Here is a 19,540-nt window from a genome sequence, read left to right on the forward strand (position 1 = left end):
TATTCGTCTAAGAAGGAAAATAATAAAAAATTAAATTACTTTATTTATATTGGAGATATATGAAAAAATTCATAATATTTATTTTTATTTTGTTTAATATAAGTATTTTATACGCTAATGATAATTTTAAAATAAGTGATAATTCTTTAAAACTTCTTAGAGATGCTGGTATAGAAATAAAAAAGGATCAATTAGAAAATATCAAATTAATAGTAAATAAATATTCATACGATGCAAAAATACTATTAAAAGAAATAAAAGATATAGATTTCAAAATAAGTAAAGAATATGAAAGAAATGAAATCAATTTAAAAAATATAAAAGAACTTATTTACGAAAAAAAGAGAAAAGAAGCAGATTTTGACTATCTTATTATGTCATGTGATTTGGATATTTTAGAATTATTTTCCGACACTGATATAAAAAAGATAAAATATTATATAATTTTCCAAAAGTAAGGGAACTTTTTTATCTGTAAATCGTCTAAATAAATGGATTTAGAGGATCATTAAATAAAATTGACAGCAGTTTTGTAAGGAGAGTTTATGAAAAAAGTAGTATACATCACATCACTAATATTGATATTATCTTTAACTCTTTTAGGTCAGCCAGGTCCAATGGGTCCAGGTCCTCATGGAGGCGGCCCTAAAGGTCCAAGACATAGAGGCAGAGATGATTTTGATAAAAGATTAGGTCATGATCCATTGCAGTTTTTTAGAAGAGCAGGAATAGTACTTACAGATGAACAAGCAAATAAAATGTATGATATTGCTATAAAATTCATCACTGAAGAAGAACCTATAAGATTTGAAATAGAAAGAATAGAAAACAGTATTAGAATGGAATTAATGAAAGAAAATACTGATAGGAATAAATTAAAAGAATTAATAAAAAGCAAAAAAGAGCAGGAAGCATTAAGGGATTATTTGAGAATAGTTAGGGATTTAGATATCATTAATGTACTAACCCCTGAGCAAAAGGCACAGCTAAATAGTTGTATGATGAAATAATGAAATAATTTAAGGGTAAGTATGAACGAAACTATGGCTTATGAAGATAATATAGATGCTTTTAAAATAGGCAATGAAGAAGCCTATAAAGAGCTTATAGAAACATATAAAAAACCATTGTTTAATTTGGTTTATTCCATTATTTCTAATACTGATGAGGCAGAAGAAATAGTGCAGGACGTTTTTGTAAGCTTTTATATAAAAAGAGAAAGTTTTGAAGGAAGAAGCAAGATTTATACTTGGCTTTATAGAGTGTCCTTCAATAGAGCAATAGATCATATTAGAAAAAGAGAAAGAGAAAAGAAATACAGACTTAAAGAATACAGACATTCAGAGGTGCAGGAATCAGATAATGATCATAGTATTAATAAAATTATACTAGCAGAAGCATTGGCAAAATTGGAAGATGATTTTCGTATACCGCTTATGATGGCTGAATATGAAAATTATTCTTATAATGAAATATCTGAAAAACTAGACCTTCCTGTTAATACAGTAAGAACTAGAATTTTCAGAGCTAGAAAAAAACTCTTATCTATTATGCAAAAAATGGAGGTGAGCTTATGAAAAACAATCATGAATATTATGAAATGCTAATAAGCAGATACAAAGACAATGATTTAAATACAGATGAAATATTTGAAATGGAAAAGCATTTATCAGAATGCAAATCATGTCAGAAGTTTAAAAATGAATTGGATTCTATGTCATCTATACTTTTAGGCAATAAACCTATTATAGTAAACAAGAAAAATACATTCAGTAAATATAAAGTAATAAGATACATAGGTTCTATAGCTGCAGTATTATTACTATTCTTTGGAATATCAAGCATATATAATAATAAACCTAGCAGTATAATAAGTGATGATACAAAATTAATAGTTTCAGATTTGAATGATTCTATTATAAAAACAAGTATAGATTACAATATAACTGAAGATGATTATGCACCATTATCAAGCTATTTCAGCTACAGCGATGAAGATACTGAAGGTAATGAAACATCTGGAGAAATATCAATAATGTCAGCTTATATTTATTATATGGGTAAATAATTAAACAGCTTGAGATAATTTCTTAACTGTTGCAGGAAGAAGTTTATGCTCCTCTACTAATACTCTTTTTTGAAGTATTTCCGGAGTATCATCTTCCTTTACCTCTACCCTAGCCTGCATTATAATATCACCTCCGTCTATAGTGTCAGTAACATAATGTACTGTACAGCCGGATTCTTTTTCTTTATTTGCTATAACAGCTTCATGAACATGAATACCATACATTCCTTTTCCTCCAAATTTTGGAAGAAGCGAAGGGTGAATATTAATAATCTTATTAGCCCACTTTGCTATAAAATTTGAATCTACTATAGATAAAAATCCTGCCAATACAACTAAATCTATGTTTGAAAGTTCTTCATCTATTTTTTTGAATAATTCATCTTTGTATAATTTTCTGTCTATTAAAACAGCTTTTATACCAGCATTCTCAGCTATATTCAAGCCCCCGCATTTTCTGTCAGCAATAACAACATCTATTTTATAATAATTATTATCCTGTGATTCAATCAATGATTTTAAATTGCTTCCGCCGCCGGAAATTAAAACAGCTATTCTAAGCATATATCACTCTTATCCTCATTTTCATTTTTAGCAATATAACCTATTTCATAAGCATATTCATTCATTTCTTTTAAATCATTTATAATATTATCTTTATCTTCTTTTGCAGCTATTATTACAAATCCTATGCCCATATTAAAAGTATTATACATTTCTTCTTCTTTGATATTTCCAAGATACTTAATATAATTAAATATTTTAGGAGTTTGGAAGCTATCCTTTTTTATAACAGCCTTATATCCTTTAGCAACAGCACGAGGAACATTTTCTATAAGTCCGCCACCTGTAATATGAGCCATACCTTTAATATTATATTTATCTAATAAAGGCAAAACTTTCTTAACATATATTTTAGTAGGAATTAAAAGAGTTTCTCCAATTTTTTCGCCTTCATATACCGCATTATAATCACGAACTAATTTTCTTATAAGAGAATATCCATTACTATGAAAACCAGAAGAAGCAATACCTATAATAGCATCTCCTTCAGAAACCTTTGAACCATCAATGATTTTATCTTTCTCAACAACACCAACACAAAAACCTGCTATATCATAATCGCCTTCTTTATAAAAACCAGGCATTTCAGCAGTTTCACCGCCTATCAAAGCAGCTCCAGCCTCATAACAGCCGTCAGCAATACCTTTTACTATCAAAGCAGCAGTTTCACCATTTAATCTTCCGCAAGCCAAATAATCTAAGAAGAAAATAGGCTTAGCACCATGACAAAGTACATCATTCACACACATAGCAACAGCATCTATTCCTATAGTATCATATTTTTTCATAGAAAATGCTATTTCTAATTTCGTACCGACACCATCTGTTCCTGATACCAAAACTGGATTATTATATTTTCCAAGTTCATACATAGCACCAAAACTGCCTATATTATTAAGCACATTTTCATGCATAGTTTTAGCTACAACTTCTTTCATAAGAGAAACGGCTTTATATCCTTCCTCTCTGCTGACTCCGCTGTCTTCATAAGAAATACTCATAAATAATTTCCTTAATTTTTACATTTTTTATTGTTGAATAAGATATATATAGCTAGTAGTATACCAATATTTTTTTTATTTACAAGAAAAATTTTTATATTTATAAAAAAAATAGGTACAGTAAAAAACCATACCTATTTCATTTTTCATATTAATAATATCTTTTAGAATGCTACCCCAATAGATAATCTAGGAAGCGGTACAAATCTTATTCCATGAGTAAATGAATAACCAAAATCTAGTATTGATATATCTATAAATGGACGTACTGGCCATTCAGCCCCCATTTTTGTAAACATATCTATCTTGAATCCCATTTCACCAGATATATAGAAATTAGCTATAGCACTCTTTTCCTGTTTATTAACCTGATAATCTCTGCCGTTTACAGCTAATATAGTCATACCAACTTTAGGAAGAAGGAAGAAGCCATTATCTTTATCTCTTTTATTGAAATAAAATCTTACACCTATAGAAGCAGGTATAGCAACAACATCTGCATTATAAAATTTTTCATAATTACTTGTTCCTCCAATAGTTTTTACTCCATTGTAATAACCACTGAAAGTATATATACCAAAAGTAGCATCTATTGCCTGTTTAGGTAAGTATCTGTAATTGTATGTAAATCTTATACCAAAACCGCCTTTAAATAATTTTTCAGCGGCACCATTTTTTGGCTGAAAAATTAAATTAGCAACACCAGGCAAAGTTACAGCAGAAAATATTGTAGTACCGAAATCTATGCCTACAGCATGTTTAACATTTTCATAACTTGCCGCATACATCACAGTATTCATTGATAATATTAAAACAAATATAAGTATTATTATTTTTTTCATAATCCAATCCATTAAAATCTTATACTAACGCCTATTCTAGGGAATAAACCTATTCTTAAATTAGAAACTATTTTAGCCCAACCAGGAACGCTTTCCCAAGCAGGTAAAGGCATTTGAACAAAACCAGCAGTTAAAACGCCTAAGTTTCCTTGTATAGCACCATATACATTGCCTGCCCAAGGTCTTACATAGTAACCAATTTCTAAAAGTCCTATATCTATCATAGGTTTTACTCTCCACTCTTTAGTAGGGAATAATTCTATATTCCAGCCAATTTCATAAGAAACATAAACTGCTGCATCTGATATAGACTGAGTAGTTTTTATTCCTGTTAAGCCGTTTTCTGTTTCAATAGTATAGAAAAATGCATCTATACCTAAACGGAAAGCATTATAAAATTGTCTTTTCTTACCATAAAACTTAACACCAAATGTAGTAGGCATAAATACAAATGAAGCTCTGAATTTAGTATCAGAAGAAACAACACCAGCATAATTACCTTGTCCCATAGAATCTAAAAATTTATCAGCATTTTCTTTACTAATATTTAATAGATACTCACTTCCATATACACCTATTCCAGCCTCAAGAGCTATTTGATTATGTACAAATAAAGAATACTCTACTCTAGGTAAAAACCAAGATGAACCCTTAACTTCAGCATAATTTAAATAAGTGCTTATATCTCCTAAATTCATACCCAACATACCTGCTATATGTTTTCCATGTCTAAATATATCATTGAAATATAAAGGAGCAAATACAGATATTCCAGGATTAAAATTCAAACTAATCATTTGTCTGCCTTTAATCCAGCTATAATCTTCCCCTGTTACTTCTGTAGATAATGGTAAACCTTTAGCAAATACAACATTTGATAAACTAATCAAAATAAATATTATTATAAAATTCTTTTTCATAAATCACACTCTAAAAATTACTTTATAGTTTCAGCATTAGTAAAACTATCTTTATTAGATGCCATCAATATACTTTCCACTTCTTTATATTTATCCATTGAAATGTTAGTTCCTGCAAGTATTTTATCAGGATTACTCAAATCAAGATTTCCAGCACCTTCCTTTACTATAACATCAACCAAATTGCCAATAACTGCTTCCCCGCCAGCATCATCTAATACATCCAAAACAGCATCAATGGCTTTTTTTCCATCTTCTAACACTGTAACTACAACCAAATCGCTTCCCATTGGAACTGTCAATAAATATTTTCCGCTTTCATCTTTATACATAGCACCTATACCAAGTACAGGACTATTGAATGTATAATTTCCATCACTTTCTTGACTGCCTTTTATATTTAAAGTATTTCCATTGGCAGTAACACCAGTCCAATTTCCGCTATGCATCTTTGCAAGCACTAAATCAGAACCAGGTTTTGTTACAACTATGCCAGTATTTTTGGTACATGATACTAGAGACATAATAGATAACAAAATAAAAAGAACGTATTGTTTCATATTAAATTTCCTATTATTATGTATTTTTCATATATATTATTATAACATATAAAATTAAATAATCAATAATTAAAAAATAAATAAAAAAAAATTTTACTTTATTTTAAGCATAACTGTTAACATTTTTTACAAATTACAATACATTTCATACATAAAATCTATATATATACTGTAATAACACATGAATAAAAATAAAATTATATATAAAAATAAAAAATAACAATAAAAAAAGCGATGAACTTGTAATGAATTCATCGCTTATAAAATATTTAAATGCAAAAGATTATAAATCTTGTGCTATTTCTTCAATCTTGAATATCTCTAATATATCGCCTTTCTTAATATCATTAAAGTTTTCTATAGAAGCACCGCATTCATAACCAGTAGCAACTTCTTTTACGTCATCTTTAACACGTCTTAAACTTGATATTTTGCTTGTGTATATAAGAACGTTATCTCTCATTACTCTTACACTAGCATTTCTTTCTATTTTACCGCTAGTTACATAACAACCGGCAATAGTACCAACTTTAGGTACATGGAATACATCTCTAACTTCAACAGTACCGATATCAACTTCTTTTTTAAGTCTTTCAAGAGAACCTTTCATAGCATTTTGAATAGATTCAATTGCCTCATAAATGATATCATATCTTTCTATAGGTATTCCAAGTTTTTCTGCCAATTCTCTAGCTTTAGCAGAAGGACGTACTCTATATGCTATAATAATAGCATTAGAAGCATGTGCCAAGTTTACATCACTTTCAGTAACTGCACCTGAGGCACTATATATTGAAACGAAACGAATTTTATCACTTTGTATTTTATTTAAAGCATCTCTTAAAGCCTCAGCACTGCCTTGTACATCTGCTTTAATAATAACTTTAAACTCTTTCATAGCATCAGAAGCTATTTTTTCATAAAGATTTTCTAATGTAACTTTAACATTAGCTTTCAAAGCCTCTTGCTGTTTTAATTGTACTCTCTTATCAGCTATAGCTTTAGCTTCTTTTTCATCAAGCATAACATTGAATGATTCGCCTGCTTCCGGAGTCTTTTCAAAACCTAAAACTTCAACAGGAGTAGAAGGCAAAGCCTTTGTAACTCTTTGACCTAAATCATTAACCATAGCACGTACTTTACCAACAGAAAGTCCGCATACGAAATAATCGCCTATTTTCAAAGTACCATTTTGTACTAAAACTGTACCTACTGGACCTCTGCCCTGATCAAGAGAAGCCTCTAAAACTATACCTATAGCCTCTCTGTTAGGATTAGCTTTTAATTCTAACATCTCAGCTTGTAAAATAATAGCCTCTAATAAATCATTAATACCTTGTTTTGTTAAGGCACTAACACCTATATATTGAGTATCTCCTCCCCATTCTTCCGGAGTAAGACCATATTCAGATAATGCAGCTTTTACTTTATCCATACTGGCATTAGGTAAATCCATTTTATTAACAGCAACTATTATAGGTACATTAGCCTCTTTAGCGTGGTTCAATGCTTCAACTGTTTGAGGCATTACACCGTCATCAGAAGCAACAACAAGTATTACTATATCAGTACTCTTAGCACCTCTTGCTCTCATCATAGTAAATGCAGCGTGTCCCGGAGTATCAATAAATGCTATTTCTCCGCTAGGTATTTTTACTTTATAAGCACCAATATTTTGTGTAATACCGCCGCTTTCTTTAGAAGTAATATTACTATGTCTTATAGCGTCAAGAAGTGAAGTTTTACCATGGTCAACGTGTCCCATTATTGTTACAACTGGAGGACGAGGTTTCAAATCTTCTTCTCTGTCTTCTTTTACTTCAATAGTAGCTTCTTCCTGTAAAGATACCACATTAACTTTACAGCCGAAATCATCAGCTATAATTGTAGCAGTATCAGAGTCGATTATATCATTAACTCTAGCCATAGTACCCATTCCCATAAGTTTGGATATTATGTCTGAAGCTCTTAAATTCATTTTTTTAGCTAAATCACCAACAGTAATAGTTTCCATTATGCTGATTTCTTTTTCAACACTTGCAAGTCTTTGTTCCTGCTGACGTTTTTTAGCTTGAAGTTTATTAAAGATTTTATTTTCTTGTCTTTGTGCAGCTTCAGCTTTAGAGTCTTTTTGAGAAGATTTTTTATCGTATTCTTTTTCTTTCTTCTCATAATCTCTTTTCTTGTTGTCTTTTTTATTATCTTTTTTGAAAGAAGAAACATCTTCAACAGGAGGAGTAATAGGAGTATCTTTATATATTTTGTTTTCTTTATTTTCTTTACTCTCTTTGTTGAAGTCTTTATGTTCTTTATTAGTATGAGAATAATTCTTATTTTTATTATTTTCTTTATTGTTGTTATTATTATCTCTATTAGATTTTTTTATATTTTCAGAATTATTTTCCTGCTTTTGAACTTCTTGTTTCTCAGCCTTATTATGTATAATAATTTTCTTTTTTACTATAACTTTTTTCTTTACTTTTGCTGTAGCTTGGCCGTCATCATTATTGTTGTTATTATTGTTATTGGCCTTTTTTATTATAACTTTAGGTTTATTATCAGCTACAGAGCTTTCTTGATTAATGTTTTTTTCATTATTCTCATTTTTTTGAGACATTATTTTCCTTTCCCATTTATATTAGATTTTAATTGTTTGTTCTTGGTAATAAATCATTGCTTTGAGCAGGCATAGCAGCATTTGTATTTTGCTGACCTATTGTAGGAGGAAGTATGCTTGCTTCGCCTAAAACTGCAGTATTTCTTTCTATAACTGCTTTATCTTTCAAATCCATTAAATCTCTTTGTACTAATTGTTCAGCATAAGTATTTTTATATAACTGAGCAATATAAGGAGCTGTTTCTGTATTATATTCTGTTATACCATACATTTGAGTTAATTGCTGTTTAGCTTGATCAAAGAAAGCTTTAGCCTGTTCAGGAGTTGGATCAGGTATATTTTTAGAAGCATCAGCCATTAATTTAGTCAAATAATATTGGAATTTAATATTTCTTATTGAAAGATTAATAAAATCTTTAGCTTCTTGTGTATCAAAAAACTTTTCTTCTTCAGCTTTTTTCAATAATAATATAGAACTTATTAATTGATCTGCATACATTTGTTTAGTAGCAGCATCATTAGCATACATAGCTATTTGTTCTGGTGTAGCACTTTGAAGCACTAAAGAAGCTTCTAAATCCTTCATAAAATTAGTTTGATTAATAGTAAAATCATCTATTTTTAATACCCATTCACCTTCTCCGCCTTTCAAATAACTAACTGCATCAGATGAAGCAGAAGAACCAGAAGATGATCCTCCATTACCCTGTGAACAAGCGATGATAGGTAATGATGTTAATATTAATAACAGTTTTTTTAAGTTTTTTAAACTCATAAATTTATACTCCTTAAAAATAAAAAAACGATTTAATAGTTGTATAGTGTATCATATATAAATATTTCTGCAAGCAAAAACACATAATTTTTACATATATGCAATTAATAAGTCAAGAACTTTTTTATTATTTTTTACCAGAATACATACTAATTACCAAATTAGGCAATTCTTTTTCTAAAATACCGTACCAAATAGATTTTCTTCTTTTTAATGTTTTACTGCTCATAGCATAATTCATTAACTTATTATAGGTTTCATTTGCCTTTTGTACATTTTGGAATATTGGTATATGATTAGCTGGAAATATTTCAGATATATTTGCTTCTATATCTTTCTTTATAACCACATCATATATAGGCAAAACTTTTTCATACCCCGCACAAATACTTTCGGCATATTCTAGAACCATTTTATCAAAATCTGGAATAGTCTTTAATAAATTTATTATTAAAGCAAAAGTGTCTATTGCCTCTTTATAATTTTCTTTAACTACATAAGCTCCATTTGCTCTATCGCATAAATCACATATAGTAGCATTAGTATAGCCTGATATATAATCATTAACTTTTTCTTTTATTTCAAAAGGAGGCATTGATTTAGCTACTTTGGATATTAAATCCAAAATTGCAGTAAACATTCTCTGCTTCCATAAATTTCCTCTTACACTTTTTACAAGTTCTTCCATTTCATTAAAGAATGATTCTTTATATTTTTCATTAGGATTAAATATAGCTTCTACAATAGGTATTTCGGTACCTTTAAATGATATCATTCCATTATCATAGAAAGATATAATATTCTTTTCAAATAATTCGCTTTTTACTTTACTATTTTCTTTCAAGAAGTTAAACTGTAAGTTCTTTGTAACTATTACTTTGTTTTCTTTAGGTGCTAAAGTATTTGCCCTTGACTGCATTCTTGCCGCATTATTAATTAAGAATCCTGATAAATCTCCGTCTTCTGTAATAATCAAAGAACTGTTAGTGTTTCCGCCTGATATTCCGGCACTTATTTTAAACTCCGGAAGCCCTGAAGTATCAACACTAGGATATTCATTTAATAATCTCTTTTTACTTAACACACCAATTATAGCTATTGTAGCACTCAAAGCATCTGTTGCAGTAGGGCATACCATAATAATTTCATCACCCTGCTTCCTATGTGATATAACATTATAAAATTTTGTTACTTCACTTACTTTATTTTGCATCAAATCATCTAATGCATGCAGTTTTGATAAGTTATTCTTATTTTCTTCGCAAAACTTTGTATAGCCATGAATATCAAGCATAGCTATATAAACATCAGCTATTGACAAACTAAGTTTTAAATCCCCCGCAAAATTATATTTTTGATTTTCTATAACAAATTTGCTCCATAGTTTCGGATAAGATTCTTTATCTAAATTATTAAAAAACCCCCAGTTAATTTTACGTATGAGATCGAATAACCCTTTTAATATTGCTTTGTGATCATGTACTTTTTCAAAATTAACGTTTTTAGCATAAGTAAAAATTTCTGAAAAGGCTTTTATTTCGCCTGAAACTATTTTTTCTGTAAGATGAGTATATAGCTCATATTTTGAAGTTGACTGATTATATTCTTCTATTTTATTCACTTTTTCTTCTTACCTTCTTTTTATATAAAATCCCTAATTAACTACTTTAACTTATAAATGAAAAAAATCAATAGTTTTAAAATAATAATTATATTAATATATTAAACATATTGAAAAAAATATAAACTATACTAAAATAAAATATAAAAAATACATATTAAAAATAAATTTATAGCATTATGGATCAAACAAAAATAAAAGATAATTTTTATATATCAATAGCATTATACAGACCTGAAATACCAGCTAATACTGGAAATATTGGAAGATTATGTGTAGGACTTAATATATCTTTGCATATAGTTTCAAAACCTGCATTTATAATAAGCTCAAAAGAAGTAAGACGTGCTGGTTTGGATTATTGGGAACATCTTAATATAATAAAACATGAAAATGAACATACATTTTTAGAATACTGCAATAACAATAATAAAAGAATAATACCTATTACTAAATTTGGAAAAAATAGATACGACGAATTTAATTATTCAAATGATGATATACTTCTATTCGGAAGAGAATCTACCGGCTTAAGAGAATCATTATGGGAAAATGATTTAGAAAATTCTGTATATGTTCCTATGAGCGATAATATACGTTCAATAAATCTATCAAATACTGCAGCTATTGTGGCTTATGAAGCATACAGACATATTTGCCTCTCAAATTAAAAATAATATTTGTTTTAAATAAGTATATTTTTAAAATGCTTGTTATTTTTTTATATACTAAAAATTTTTAACTTTGTCAACTACTAGCCGTAGCGGCAACCCGCACAGTATTGCTTATTTTTACTGAATGTCCTCTATAAGTGCGGCTGATTACTCATTATTATACAAAATCAATAAATATATATTACATGTAAAACATATTTCTTAATATTAGGTAATCTTTTACTTTATAAAAAATAATAATTTACATTTATAAAAAAGTGAAAATTGACAAAATATAATTGTTTAGGTATATACTAAAAGACTGCCTCAGTTTTATACTTCCCTCTTTATATTAGGAGTATAAATTATTCTTATGAAATCAGTGTCTTTATTGTCCATATCTCCTAAAAACATTCTTTCATGTTCAGGTACTTTTTCATAAGCTTCTTTTAATAATTTTCTATTATAATCTGAAGGATATACAAGATAATCATGATAACATCTTATTGCATAGTCAAAAGCATTTTCTTTATCTGAAATCTCTTTTATATTTTCTTCTATTTCTTTTAATTTTTCTTTTTTATTTGTGTATTTTATAACTGGTTTTAATTTAAGTTTTGCAAGATTTTCTATTATAATAGTATCATCTTCTTTTGGATATAATAATAACTCATCTTTATCAAACATATTTTTCATATCATCAAAAGAATATACTTTTTCATCATTATTAAAAGATATTGTTTCATCATCATAAATTGTATAACAAATTAAAAATACTTCTTTATTATATGAATAATTGGGAGATTTTCTAAATATAAAATAACTTTTACCGTCGGATAAATCATATCCAAATTTTCCTTTCATTTTAAAATCAATTGGACTTGCAGAAAATGCTACTTTTAAACTTTCCCACTTTTCTATTTCTCTTTTGGTAGTTTTATAAATATTCTGCATTTCAGGATTCATTTCTTTCAATATGCTTTTTACATATTCATAATAATCATCTTTATGAAACCACTGTGATTCTAAAATTTCAAAATTCCCTATTCCATGAATATCCAATTTCTCATTATCTTCTATAAATGATACAACCCATTTTCTTTCCAATGCTTTTTCAAATTGATAAATATCAAATTTAGCCCAAGCACTAACTATACCATCTTCATAAATTGCTAAATTAGAAAAGAAATAGGAACCATTTTTAATAATGCCGAAAAAACTTCTGCCTTCTATTTTTTCTTTTCTATATACATTATTTTTATACATATACAACCTTAATAAATAAAAATCATATTAATTTTATGCAAAAATTAAAGCCCATCAGTATTGCTACCGACAGGCTTTATATCTACATTTGTAATAAGTCGCTTAGAAAAAATTATCCAATGATTCTCATTATAGATTGGTTTTTCATATTAGCGTTAGCTAACATAGCAGCACCTGTTTGTTGTAAGATTTGCTCACGAGTATAAGCAACCATAGCAGAAGCCATATCAGCATCACGTATAACGCTTTCAGAAGCTATAGTGTTTTCAGTAGCTATCATTAAGCTTTTTACCATTGATTCCATTCTGTTTTGAACTGCACCTAATTCAGATCTTTGAGCTACAACCATTTGTATACCTTCGTCGATTCTACCTAAAGCTTGGTTAGCAGTTTCAACTGAAGAAATAGAAATAGGAGTATCTCCACCAACTTGTAAGTTAGCAGCAGTCATAGAACCTATATTAACAGAAATTCTTTGATCCATGTTAGCACCGATGTGGAAAGTCATAGGAGTTTGACCGTCAGCAGCAAAACGTCCAGTTAACATGTTCATTTTGTTGAATTCAGCTTGAGAAGCGATTCTGTCAACTTCAGCTACTAATTGGTTAACTTCTACTTGGATTAAAGCTCTGTCGCTGTCAGAATAGATACCGTTAGCAGCTTGAATAGCTAATTCTCTCATTCTTTGCATAATGTTAGTAGTTTCATTTAAATAACCTTCAGTTGTTTGAATGAAAGAGATACCGTTTTGAGCGTTTCTAGTAGCTTGTTGTAAACCACGGTATTGAGAACGCATTTTTTCAGATACTGCTAATCCAGAAGCATCGTCACCAGCTGTATTTATTCTTTGACCGCTAGAAAGCTGAGCGATTGTTTTAGTCATTGAATTTCCAGTTAAATTCAATTGTCTGTTTGCATTTAATGCAGAAATATTATTGTTGATAATCATAACTACCCTCCATGAATAGTGCTTAAAATATTTTTGTAATTTTTATTTTCTAAAGCTATATATATTATGTCTTACCCTGCTATTTAGTCATCCCCTAAAAAATAGCAACATAATATCAACTTCACATAATTAATTATAATACCTTTTTAAAAAAAAGTAAAGACTAATTTTTTATAAAAAAATGTCGATAGGCTATTTTATACTGTATATTACTACAATAAGATTGACTTTTTAACTATATTACACTAAAATTGGGCGGTATTATCACATTTTAGGGATAAAAAAATATGAAAAAAATATATATAATGATTTTTATTACTGCTATTTTTCTAAGTTCTTGTAGTAAAGCAAAGGCAAATACTGATAATAGTATAAAAATAAATGACAATTTTTACTTCAATTCTGAAAATGCATACAAATATATAAAGGCTCAAACAGATTTAGGCCCTAGAAATTACGGAAGTGAAGCTCATAAAAAAGTAAGAGAGTTATTTAAACAAGAAATTTCTAATATGGGGTATGAAGTACATACTCATAATTTTGAAGCTCCATACATTAAAGACAGAAAAGGCGAAAATATATACGCTTTTCTAAAAGGAAAAACTGATAATTATGTAATTATATCAAGCCATTTCGACAGCCGTTCTGTAGCTGAAAAAGATCCTATGGCATTTAATAGAAATAAACCTATAAGCGGTGCAAATGACGGAGCAAGCAGCAGCGGTGTTTTACTTGAACTTATGAACGCTTTAAAAAATTATAATGATTTGCCTTATAGTGTTTGCTTTGTATTATTTGATTTGGAAGATGACGGAAATTTATTTGATGTTGAAGGAAATTCATTAATTGAAACCGACTGGATACAGGGAAGTATTGCTTTTGTAAATGAAATTATCTTAAGAGATAAGATCATAGACAAACAAAAAATAAAATTTGGAATACTTCTTGATATGGTAGGAAGCAAAGATGCCAAATTCAAATATGAAAGTTTTGCACATACATACTATTCACCAATATACAATAAAATTTGGCAGTATGCTAATGATTTAGGATACGGTAAATATTTCTTTGATGCTCATTATGGAAGTATAATAGATGATCATACTCCTTTTTTAAATGAGAAAATACCTTTTATTGATGTTATAGATATGGATTATCCTTTTCACCATACATCACAAGATACAATAGATAAATTAGATAAAAAAACTTTAGATGCTGTAGGAAAGACAATAGAATACACAATAAAGAACGCTGATAAAATTTATTAATTTCTGTCATAAACGAGCAGCTGATAAGTTGTCAGTTATTATAAAGCGAGTTTATGATTAACAATAATAAAAGTTTATTAATTTTATACCATAAATGAGAATGTTATACTTAGAACAAAAAATTAAATGTCAATTGTTAGATTTTTACATATTAATTAAGATTGTAAGCTAATTTATAAGAAGTTTATAGCTAACAATAAAAAATATATAACATACAAAATTTAATTTTACATTAAAACTATTAACATTGTTATAGAAAATTGTTGTAATATATTCAAATTATTTTATAATTTTATAATGAAAAATACTAAAAAATAGGAGGTTTTTTTAATATGTTTGGATATTTTGAGTATTATTTCGGATATATGTGGATACTCGTACCGGGTTTAATATTAGGTTTTTGGGCACAAATTAAAGTAAAAACTACTTATGCTAAATACAGCAGAATGGAAAATAAAAGAGGAATAACTGGTGCTGAAACTGCTAAATACATATTGTCAGGATATGGTATAGATATTCCTGTAGAAAGAATAGGCGGTACATTAACAGACCATTATGACCCTTCTGCAAGAGTTTTAAGACTTTCTTCTGGTGTATATGATGGTACTGATGTTGCTGCTTTAGGTGTTGCTGCTCATGAAGTAGGACATGCTATACAGCATGATAGAGGATATGCTCCTCTTTCTATAAGAAATGGTTTCTATCCTTTATGTGCTATAGGGGATCAATTCGGCCCTTATTTGGTATTAATAGGTATGATGATAGGAGGTGCAGGAAGTTTTTCATACTACATTATGATAGCTGGTATTATACTTTTTGCCTTTGCTGTATTCTTCTCTTTAGTTACTTTGCCTGTTGAATTTGATGCTTCAAACAGAGCTATAAAGATATTGGATAAAGGCGGATTTTTAGATAGCGAAGAACTTTACGGAGCTAAAAAAGTTTTATCTGCTGCTGCTTTAACTTATGTTGCTGCTGCTGTTAGTGCTATACTTACACTTTTAAGACTTGTAATGTTGGCTCAAAAAAGAAGAGATTAATAGAATAATCTATATAGAGTTTATTAAGAGGCATTATTATTTATTTAATAGTGCCTCTTTATTTTTTTAAATAAAATCATCAATTATAAAATTTAGTACGATTTAATACTATTTTTTTCATCAAAATTCTTAATAAATTACATATTAAAAAATATAAAATAAGTATTCAATATAACTAATCTATCAATATACAATTAAGAAAAAAATCAAATAAAATTCATTTTTTTATAAAAATACATATAAAAAAACCAAATTTTCTTCTTATATATTGCTTGCTATATTTTAATATATAGTATACTATATATTTCAAACAATTAAAATCAGGAGGTACGACGTATGACAGATAAAAAAATTGAATTATTTGAAAATTATCCAGTACATAAAGCTCTACTTACGCTAGCACTTCCAACAATACTAGGAATGTTAGTAAACGTTTTTTATAATATGGTAGATACTTTCTTTGTAGGACAAACTGGAGATCCAAATCAGGTTGCTTCAGTATCATTATGTATGCCTATATATTTGCTCCTTATGGCTTTTGGTAATATATTTGGTATAGGCGGAGGATCATACATATCAAGAAAATTAGGTGCCAAAGATTATGAAAGCGTAAAAAAAATATCCTCTTTTGCTTTTTATGCAAGCATTATAATTGGCTTTATATCTATGGCTGTTTATTTGATATTTATGAAAGACATATTAAAGATTTCAGGGGCTAGTCAAAATACTTATCAATTTTCTAAAGACTATTTAGTTATAGTAGCATTCGGTGCTCCTTTTGTAGTCAATCAAATGGCTATGGGACAGATCATACGTTCTGAAGGTTCTTCAAAAGAGGCTGTGATTGGTATGATGATAGGTACTGTAGTGAATATTGTATTAGACCCTATTATGATTCTTTATATGAATATGGGTGTTGCTGGTGCTGCTCTTGCTACAATCATTGGTAATGCATGCTCTACTATATACTACATTTATCATATCTTGAGAAAGAAAACTTTCTTATCTATACATTTTAAAGATTTTAGTATGAAATCAGACATACTATCAAATGTATTTGCTATAGGAATACCTGTTTCAATTAACAATATACTTATGAGTGCTTCAAATATACTTATAAATAATTTAGCAGCTGGCTACAATGATAATGTAGTTGCAGGACTTGGAGTTGCTCAAAGAATATTTACTCTTGCTGTATTAGTATTTATAGGACTTTCTCAAGGTCTTCAGCCTTTTGTGGGATACAACTTTGCATCCAAAAATTATAAAAGAATGAATGCCGCTATAAAATTATCATGCGTTACAAGCGTAATAATAGGATTTTTACTTTTAGGTTTATCTTTAGTATTTGGAAGATTATCCGTTCAAGTATTCATTAACAATGAAGAAGTAATTGATTATGGAGTAAGATTCCTAGTAGCTAGTTATTCTATAGCTCCTATAATAGGTTTCCAATTTGTATTTATGTCTACATTCCAAGCATTAGGAAAGTCAATACCTTCCCTAATACTTTCTATAAGCAGACAAGGTATAGCATTCGTTCCTACAATACTCATAGGTACAAAATTATTTGGAATAAAAGGTATTATATGGGCTCAGCCTATAGCCGATGTAGTTACAGTTATAATGGCTAGCATCATGTACATTTATATTTATCAAAAGATGAAAAGAAAAGCATTGGAAGAAGAAAAAAATAACAATGAGAATAGTTCAGAACCTGCTTATGCGAATGTATAAGAAATAGTTAAGCATATATTCTAAAAAGATAATATAACCTCGCATGCACTTTTATTCTTTAGAAGTGCATGCTTTTTTTATATAGAATTAAATTTTGATTAAATAAATGCATTAATTTTTATATCAACTTTTTTTCGCCAAAAAAGTTGCAAAAAAGACATATATATTTTTTTAAATCCACACTGTAAAATTATAGTCTCAATTTCAATTAAAAATTTTATTTATATTAAACTGTAATTAATAAAAAAGAACTCACACAAAAGTGCTAATTAAATTCATAATTTCATCAACACACGGTAAATGCATTCTTATAATAAATTTAATTTGAATTAATAATTAAGTTCATATTAATAAAATCATTCTTCGTGCGGTAAATAAGCCTTAAATTTAAATAACACTTGGGTGGGTACTAAAATTTCTAATTAAGCAGTAAAGATAATAAAAGTAAGATTATTGATTTAAACAACAAAGAATAAAGGGCGGGAACAGTAATAGCATTCATTATACAAAGTACAATATACGTTCGGTATAATAAACCTTAATTTACAAAATATTTGAATTTTAAAATTTAATTACACTTGCCCACCCTCTATCCTTTTTATTTTTCTTGATATTTAAAATTATTTTTCTTTTAAATTTCTAATTGTTATTTTAGCTGCCCACCCAAGATTTTTTTAAATCTGATGTCTACTCACCGCACGTAAAATGAAATTAACAAGATAGTATTATTTAAAATTTAAATTTGATTATATTAGAAACTTAGTTTACCGTGCGTTAAATTTATCTATTAATACTTAAATAGTTAAAACAAACTAAAAATCTATCTTTATTGCTTAAATCTTTTTCTACTGCCGCATTTTTTATATTAATGCCGTTACATATATTTATTAAAGCCTCTCCCTGATCATAGCCTATCTCAAAAAAGAAAGCACCATTATCTTTTAAATATCTATTTACTATACTTAAAAAACTCCTATAAAAATCAAGCCCATCATATCCAGAATATAATGCATTTTGAGGTTCAAATTCTAAATCCATTTGAAGTGAATCTCTATCTCTTAAAGGTACATAAGGAGCATTGGAAACTATTATATCAAATTTCTTTTCTGTCAGAAAATCTAAAGCATCAGCATTTATTATATTTATAGAATCAATAGAACCTAATATATTTAAAGCATTTTTCTTTATAACTTCAACAGCTGAAGAACTTATTTCAAGAGCAGTAATATCAATATTTTTATTCTGCTCTAAAAATAATTTTTTTAATGTAATAGGTATATTTCCGCTTCCTGAACCAATATCGCATATTGAAATATTATCTTTATCCTTTGTATAATCTAATACTAAATCAATAATTTCTTCTGTTTCAGGCCTTGGAATAAGTACATTACTATCTACATAGAAATCAAAACCATAAAACTCTTTTTTATTTATTATATAAGATAAAGGCTCATAATTAAGACGTCTATTTATAAATGTCTCTATTTGATTTATATCAGCCTCTGTAAGCTCTTTTAAGCCCTCAGATATTAATTTTACTTTAGATATGTTCAAAGTATGCATTATAATAGTCTGTGCCTCAATATATGACACTTTATAATCATTATTAATATTTTCTAATTTTTTAGCGTAATTAATTATTGCTTGATTAATATTCAT

19 protein-coding genes are annotated in these 19,540 nt (G+C 28.2%); 8 read left to right on the forward strand and 11 right to left on the reverse strand.

Going from position 1 to position 19,540, the window contains the following annotated elements; all coding sequences use genetic code 11:
• Window positions 1-59 precede the first annotated feature (59 nt).
• The 4 genes from R4K56_RS06575 to R4K56_RS06590 all read left to right on the forward strand — a co-directional run bounded on the left by R4K56_RS06575 (window position 60) and on the right by R4K56_RS06590 (window position 2,068).
• Window positions 60-458, forward strand: a complete 399-nt coding sequence (locus R4K56_RS06575) for a hypothetical protein (protein WP_335771675.1) — start codon at window positions 60-62, stop codon at window positions 456-458.
• An 87-nt stretch (window positions 459-545) separates the two neighbouring features.
• On the forward strand, window positions 546-1,010 hold the full coding sequence (locus R4K56_RS06580) for a Spy/CpxP family protein refolding chaperone (RefSeq protein WP_335771676.1): 465 nt from the start codon (window positions 546-548) through the stop codon (window positions 1,008-1,010).
• Between the two features lie 21 nt (window positions 1,011-1,031).
• Window positions 1,032-1,577, forward strand: coding sequence for an RNA polymerase sigma factor (locus tag R4K56_RS06585; protein ID WP_335771677.1), 546 nt, complete (start codon window positions 1,032-1,034; stop codon window positions 1,575-1,577).
• Window positions 1,574-2,068, forward strand: a complete 495-nt coding sequence (locus R4K56_RS06590; RefSeq protein WP_335771678.1) for a zf-HC2 domain-containing protein — start codon at window positions 1,574-1,576, stop codon at window positions 2,066-2,068. Before R4K56_RS06585 ends, R4K56_RS06590 begins: the two co-directional genes overlap by 4 nt.
• On the opposite strand, the gene purN is transcribed toward R4K56_RS06590, so the two are convergent.
• The 8 genes from purN to R4K56_RS06630 form a co-directional block, all read right to left on the reverse strand.
• Entirely contained in the window at window positions 2,069-2,632 is a 564-nt protein-coding gene (gene purN / locus R4K56_RS06595) for a phosphoribosylglycinamide formyltransferase (RefSeq protein ID WP_335756812.1), read from the reverse strand. It abuts the gene before it with no gap.
• Window positions 2,620-3,633, reverse strand: coding sequence for a phosphoribosylformylglycinamidine cyclo-ligase (gene purM / locus R4K56_RS06600; protein WP_335756813.1), 1,014 nt, complete (start codon window positions 3,631-3,633; stop codon window positions 2,620-2,622). The genes purN and purM overlap by 13 nt, the downstream gene beginning before the upstream one ends.
• Before the next feature lie 164 nt (window positions 3,634-3,797).
• Window positions 3,798-4,475 carry a hypothetical protein gene (locus tag R4K56_RS06605; RefSeq protein ID WP_335771679.1) on the reverse strand — a complete coding sequence of 226 codons (678 nt, stop codon included), beginning with the start codon at window positions 4,473-4,475 and terminating at the stop codon, window positions 3,798-3,800.
• Between the two features lie 11 nt (window positions 4,476-4,486).
• Entirely contained in the window at window positions 4,487-5,395 is a 909-nt protein-coding gene (locus R4K56_RS06610; protein WP_335771680.1) for a hypothetical protein, read from the reverse strand.
• A gap of 17 nt (window positions 5,396-5,412) precedes the next feature.
• On the reverse strand, window positions 5,413-5,955 hold the full coding sequence (locus tag R4K56_RS06615) for a hypothetical protein (RefSeq protein WP_335771681.1): 543 nt from the start codon (window positions 5,953-5,955) through the stop codon (window positions 5,413-5,415).
• A gap of 283 nt (window positions 5,956-6,238) precedes the next feature.
• Window positions 6,239-8,572 (reverse strand): translation initiation factor IF-2, encoded by a 2,334-nt coding sequence (infB, locus tag R4K56_RS06620; RefSeq protein WP_335756817.1) that lies wholly within the window; start codon window positions 8,570-8,572, stop codon window positions 6,239-6,241.
• 28 nt (window positions 8,573-8,600) lie between these two features.
• Window positions 8,601-9,347, reverse strand: a complete 747-nt coding sequence (locus R4K56_RS06625) for a hypothetical protein (RefSeq protein ID WP_335756818.1) — start codon at window positions 9,345-9,347, stop codon at window positions 8,601-8,603.
• 127 nt (window positions 9,348-9,474) lie between these two features.
• Window positions 9,475-10,968 carry a nucleotidyl cyclase domain-containing protein gene (locus R4K56_RS06630; protein ID WP_297295918.1) on the reverse strand — a complete coding sequence of 498 codons (1,494 nt, stop codon included), beginning with the start codon at window positions 10,966-10,968 and terminating at the stop codon, window positions 9,475-9,477.
• Window positions 10,969-11,147: 179 nt separating this feature from the next.
• Here R4K56_RS06630 and R4K56_RS06635 point away from each other — a divergent pair, with 179 nt between their 5' ends.
• On the forward strand, window positions 11,148-11,639 hold the full coding sequence (locus tag R4K56_RS06635; RefSeq protein WP_335771682.1) for a tRNA (cytidine(34)-2'-O)-methyltransferase: 492 nt from the start codon (window positions 11,148-11,150) through the stop codon (window positions 11,637-11,639).
• A 315-nt stretch (window positions 11,640-11,954) separates the two neighbouring features.
• Here the strand turns inward: R4K56_RS06635 and R4K56_RS06640 are convergent, their stop codons facing one another.
• Together R4K56_RS06640 and R4K56_RS06645 are read right to left on the reverse strand one after the other, a co-directional pair.
• Window positions 11,955-12,887, reverse strand: coding sequence for a DUF7638 domain-containing protein (locus R4K56_RS06640; protein WP_335771683.1), 933 nt, complete (start codon window positions 12,885-12,887; stop codon window positions 11,955-11,957).
• 112 nt (window positions 12,888-12,999) lie between these two features.
• Complete coding sequence (locus tag R4K56_RS06645; protein ID WP_335756821.1) at window positions 13,000-13,836, reverse strand: flagellin N-terminal helical domain-containing protein; 837 nt, start codon at window positions 13,834-13,836, stop codon at window positions 13,000-13,002.
• Between the two features lie 287 nt (window positions 13,837-14,123).
• Between R4K56_RS06645 and R4K56_RS06650 the strand changes: the two genes are divergently transcribed.
• The 3 genes from R4K56_RS06650 (at window position 14,124) to R4K56_RS06660 (ending at window position 17,881) form a co-directional block, all read left to right on the forward strand.
• On the forward strand, window positions 14,124-15,104 hold the full coding sequence (locus R4K56_RS06650; protein ID WP_335768984.1) for a M28 family peptidase: 981 nt from the start codon (window positions 14,124-14,126) through the stop codon (window positions 15,102-15,104).
• Between the two features lie 332 nt (window positions 15,105-15,436).
• Window positions 15,437-16,144, forward strand: a complete 708-nt coding sequence (locus tag R4K56_RS06655) for a zinc metallopeptidase (protein ID WP_335756823.1) — start codon at window positions 15,437-15,439, stop codon at window positions 16,142-16,144.
• Between the two features lie 336 nt (window positions 16,145-16,480).
• The gene (locus tag R4K56_RS06660; protein WP_335771684.1) at window positions 16,481-17,881 is read left to right on the forward strand and encodes an MATE family efflux transporter; all 1,401 of its coding nucleotides are present in this window, start codon (window positions 16,481-16,483) and stop codon (window positions 17,879-17,881) included.
• Window positions 17,882-18,661: 780 nt separating this feature from the next.
• Here R4K56_RS06660 and prmC read toward each other — a convergent pair.
• Window positions 18,662-19,540 carry a peptide chain release factor N(5)-glutamine methyltransferase gene (gene prmC, locus R4K56_RS06665; protein ID WP_335771685.1) on the reverse strand — a complete coding sequence of 293 codons (879 nt, stop codon included), beginning with the start codon at window positions 19,538-19,540 and terminating at the stop codon, window positions 18,662-18,664.

The sequence above is a fragment of the Brachyspira pulli genome, assembly GCF_036997785.1.
Taxonomy (GTDB): domain Bacteria; phylum Spirochaetota; class Brachyspiria; order Brachyspirales; family Brachyspiraceae; genus Brachyspira; species Brachyspira pulli.

What these genes read in the sequence shown, in the direction of transcription:
- R4K56_RS06580 (WP_335771676.1), top strand. Translation starts at nt 546, where the DNA reads ATGAAAAAAGTAGTATACATCACATCACTAATATTGATATTATCTTTA.
- R4K56_RS06585 (WP_335771677.1), top strand. Translation starts at nt 1,032, where the DNA reads ATGAACGAAACTATGGCTTATGAAGATAATATAGATGCTTTTAAAATA.
- R4K56_RS06655 (WP_335756823.1), top strand. Translation starts at nt 15,437, where the DNA reads ATGTTTGGATATTTTGAGTATTATTTCGGATATATGTGGATACTCGTA.
- R4K56_RS06650 (WP_335768984.1), top strand. Translation starts at nt 14,124, where the DNA reads ATGAAAAAAATATATATAATGATTTTTATTACTGCTATTTTTCTAAGT.
- R4K56_RS06575 (WP_335771675.1), top strand. Translation starts at nt 60, where the DNA reads ATGAAAAAATTCATAATATTTATTTTTATTTTGTTTAATATAAGTATT.
- R4K56_RS06640 (WP_335771683.1), bottom strand. Translation starts at nt 12,887, where the DNA reads ATGTATAAAAATAATGTATATAGAAAAGAAAAAATAGAAGGCAGAAGT.
- R4K56_RS06610 (WP_335771680.1), bottom strand. Translation starts at nt 5,395, where the DNA reads ATGAAAAAGAATTTTATAATAATATTTATTTTGATTAGTTTATCAAAT.
- purN (WP_335756812.1), bottom strand. Translation starts at nt 2,632, where the DNA reads ATGCTTAGAATAGCTGTTTTAATTTCCGGCGGCGGAAGCAATTTAAAA.
- R4K56_RS06615 (WP_335771681.1), bottom strand. Translation starts at nt 5,955, where the DNA reads ATGAAACAATACGTTCTTTTTATTTTGTTATCTATTATGTCTCTAGTA.
- R4K56_RS06625 (WP_335756818.1), bottom strand. Translation starts at nt 9,347, where the DNA reads ATGAGTTTAAAAAACTTAAAAAAACTGTTATTAATATTAACATCATTA.
- R4K56_RS06605 (WP_335771679.1), bottom strand. Translation starts at nt 4,475, where the DNA reads ATGAAAAAAATAATAATACTTATATTTGTTTTAATATTATCAATGAAT.
- R4K56_RS06590 (WP_335771678.1), top strand. Translation starts at nt 1,574, where the DNA reads ATGAAAAACAATCATGAATATTATGAAATGCTAATAAGCAGATACAAA.
- prmC (WP_335771685.1), bottom strand. Translation starts at nt 19,540, where the DNA reads ATGAATATTAATCAAGCAATAATTAATTACGCTAAAAAATTAGAAAAT.
- R4K56_RS06635 (WP_335771682.1), top strand. Translation starts at nt 11,148, where the DNA reads ATGGATCAAACAAAAATAAAAGATAATTTTTATATATCAATAGCATTA.
- purM (WP_335756813.1), bottom strand. Translation starts at nt 3,633, where the DNA reads ATGAGTATTTCTTATGAAGACAGCGGAGTCAGCAGAGAGGAAGGATAT.
- infB (WP_335756817.1), bottom strand. Translation starts at nt 8,572, where the DNA reads ATGTCTCAAAAAAATGAGAATAATGAAAAAAACATTAATCAAGAAAGC.
- R4K56_RS06660 (WP_335771684.1), top strand. Translation starts at nt 16,481, where the DNA reads ATGACAGATAAAAAAATTGAATTATTTGAAAATTATCCAGTACATAAA.
- R4K56_RS06645 (WP_335756821.1), bottom strand. Translation starts at nt 13,836, where the DNA reads ATGATTATCAACAATAATATTTCTGCATTAAATGCAAACAGACAATTG.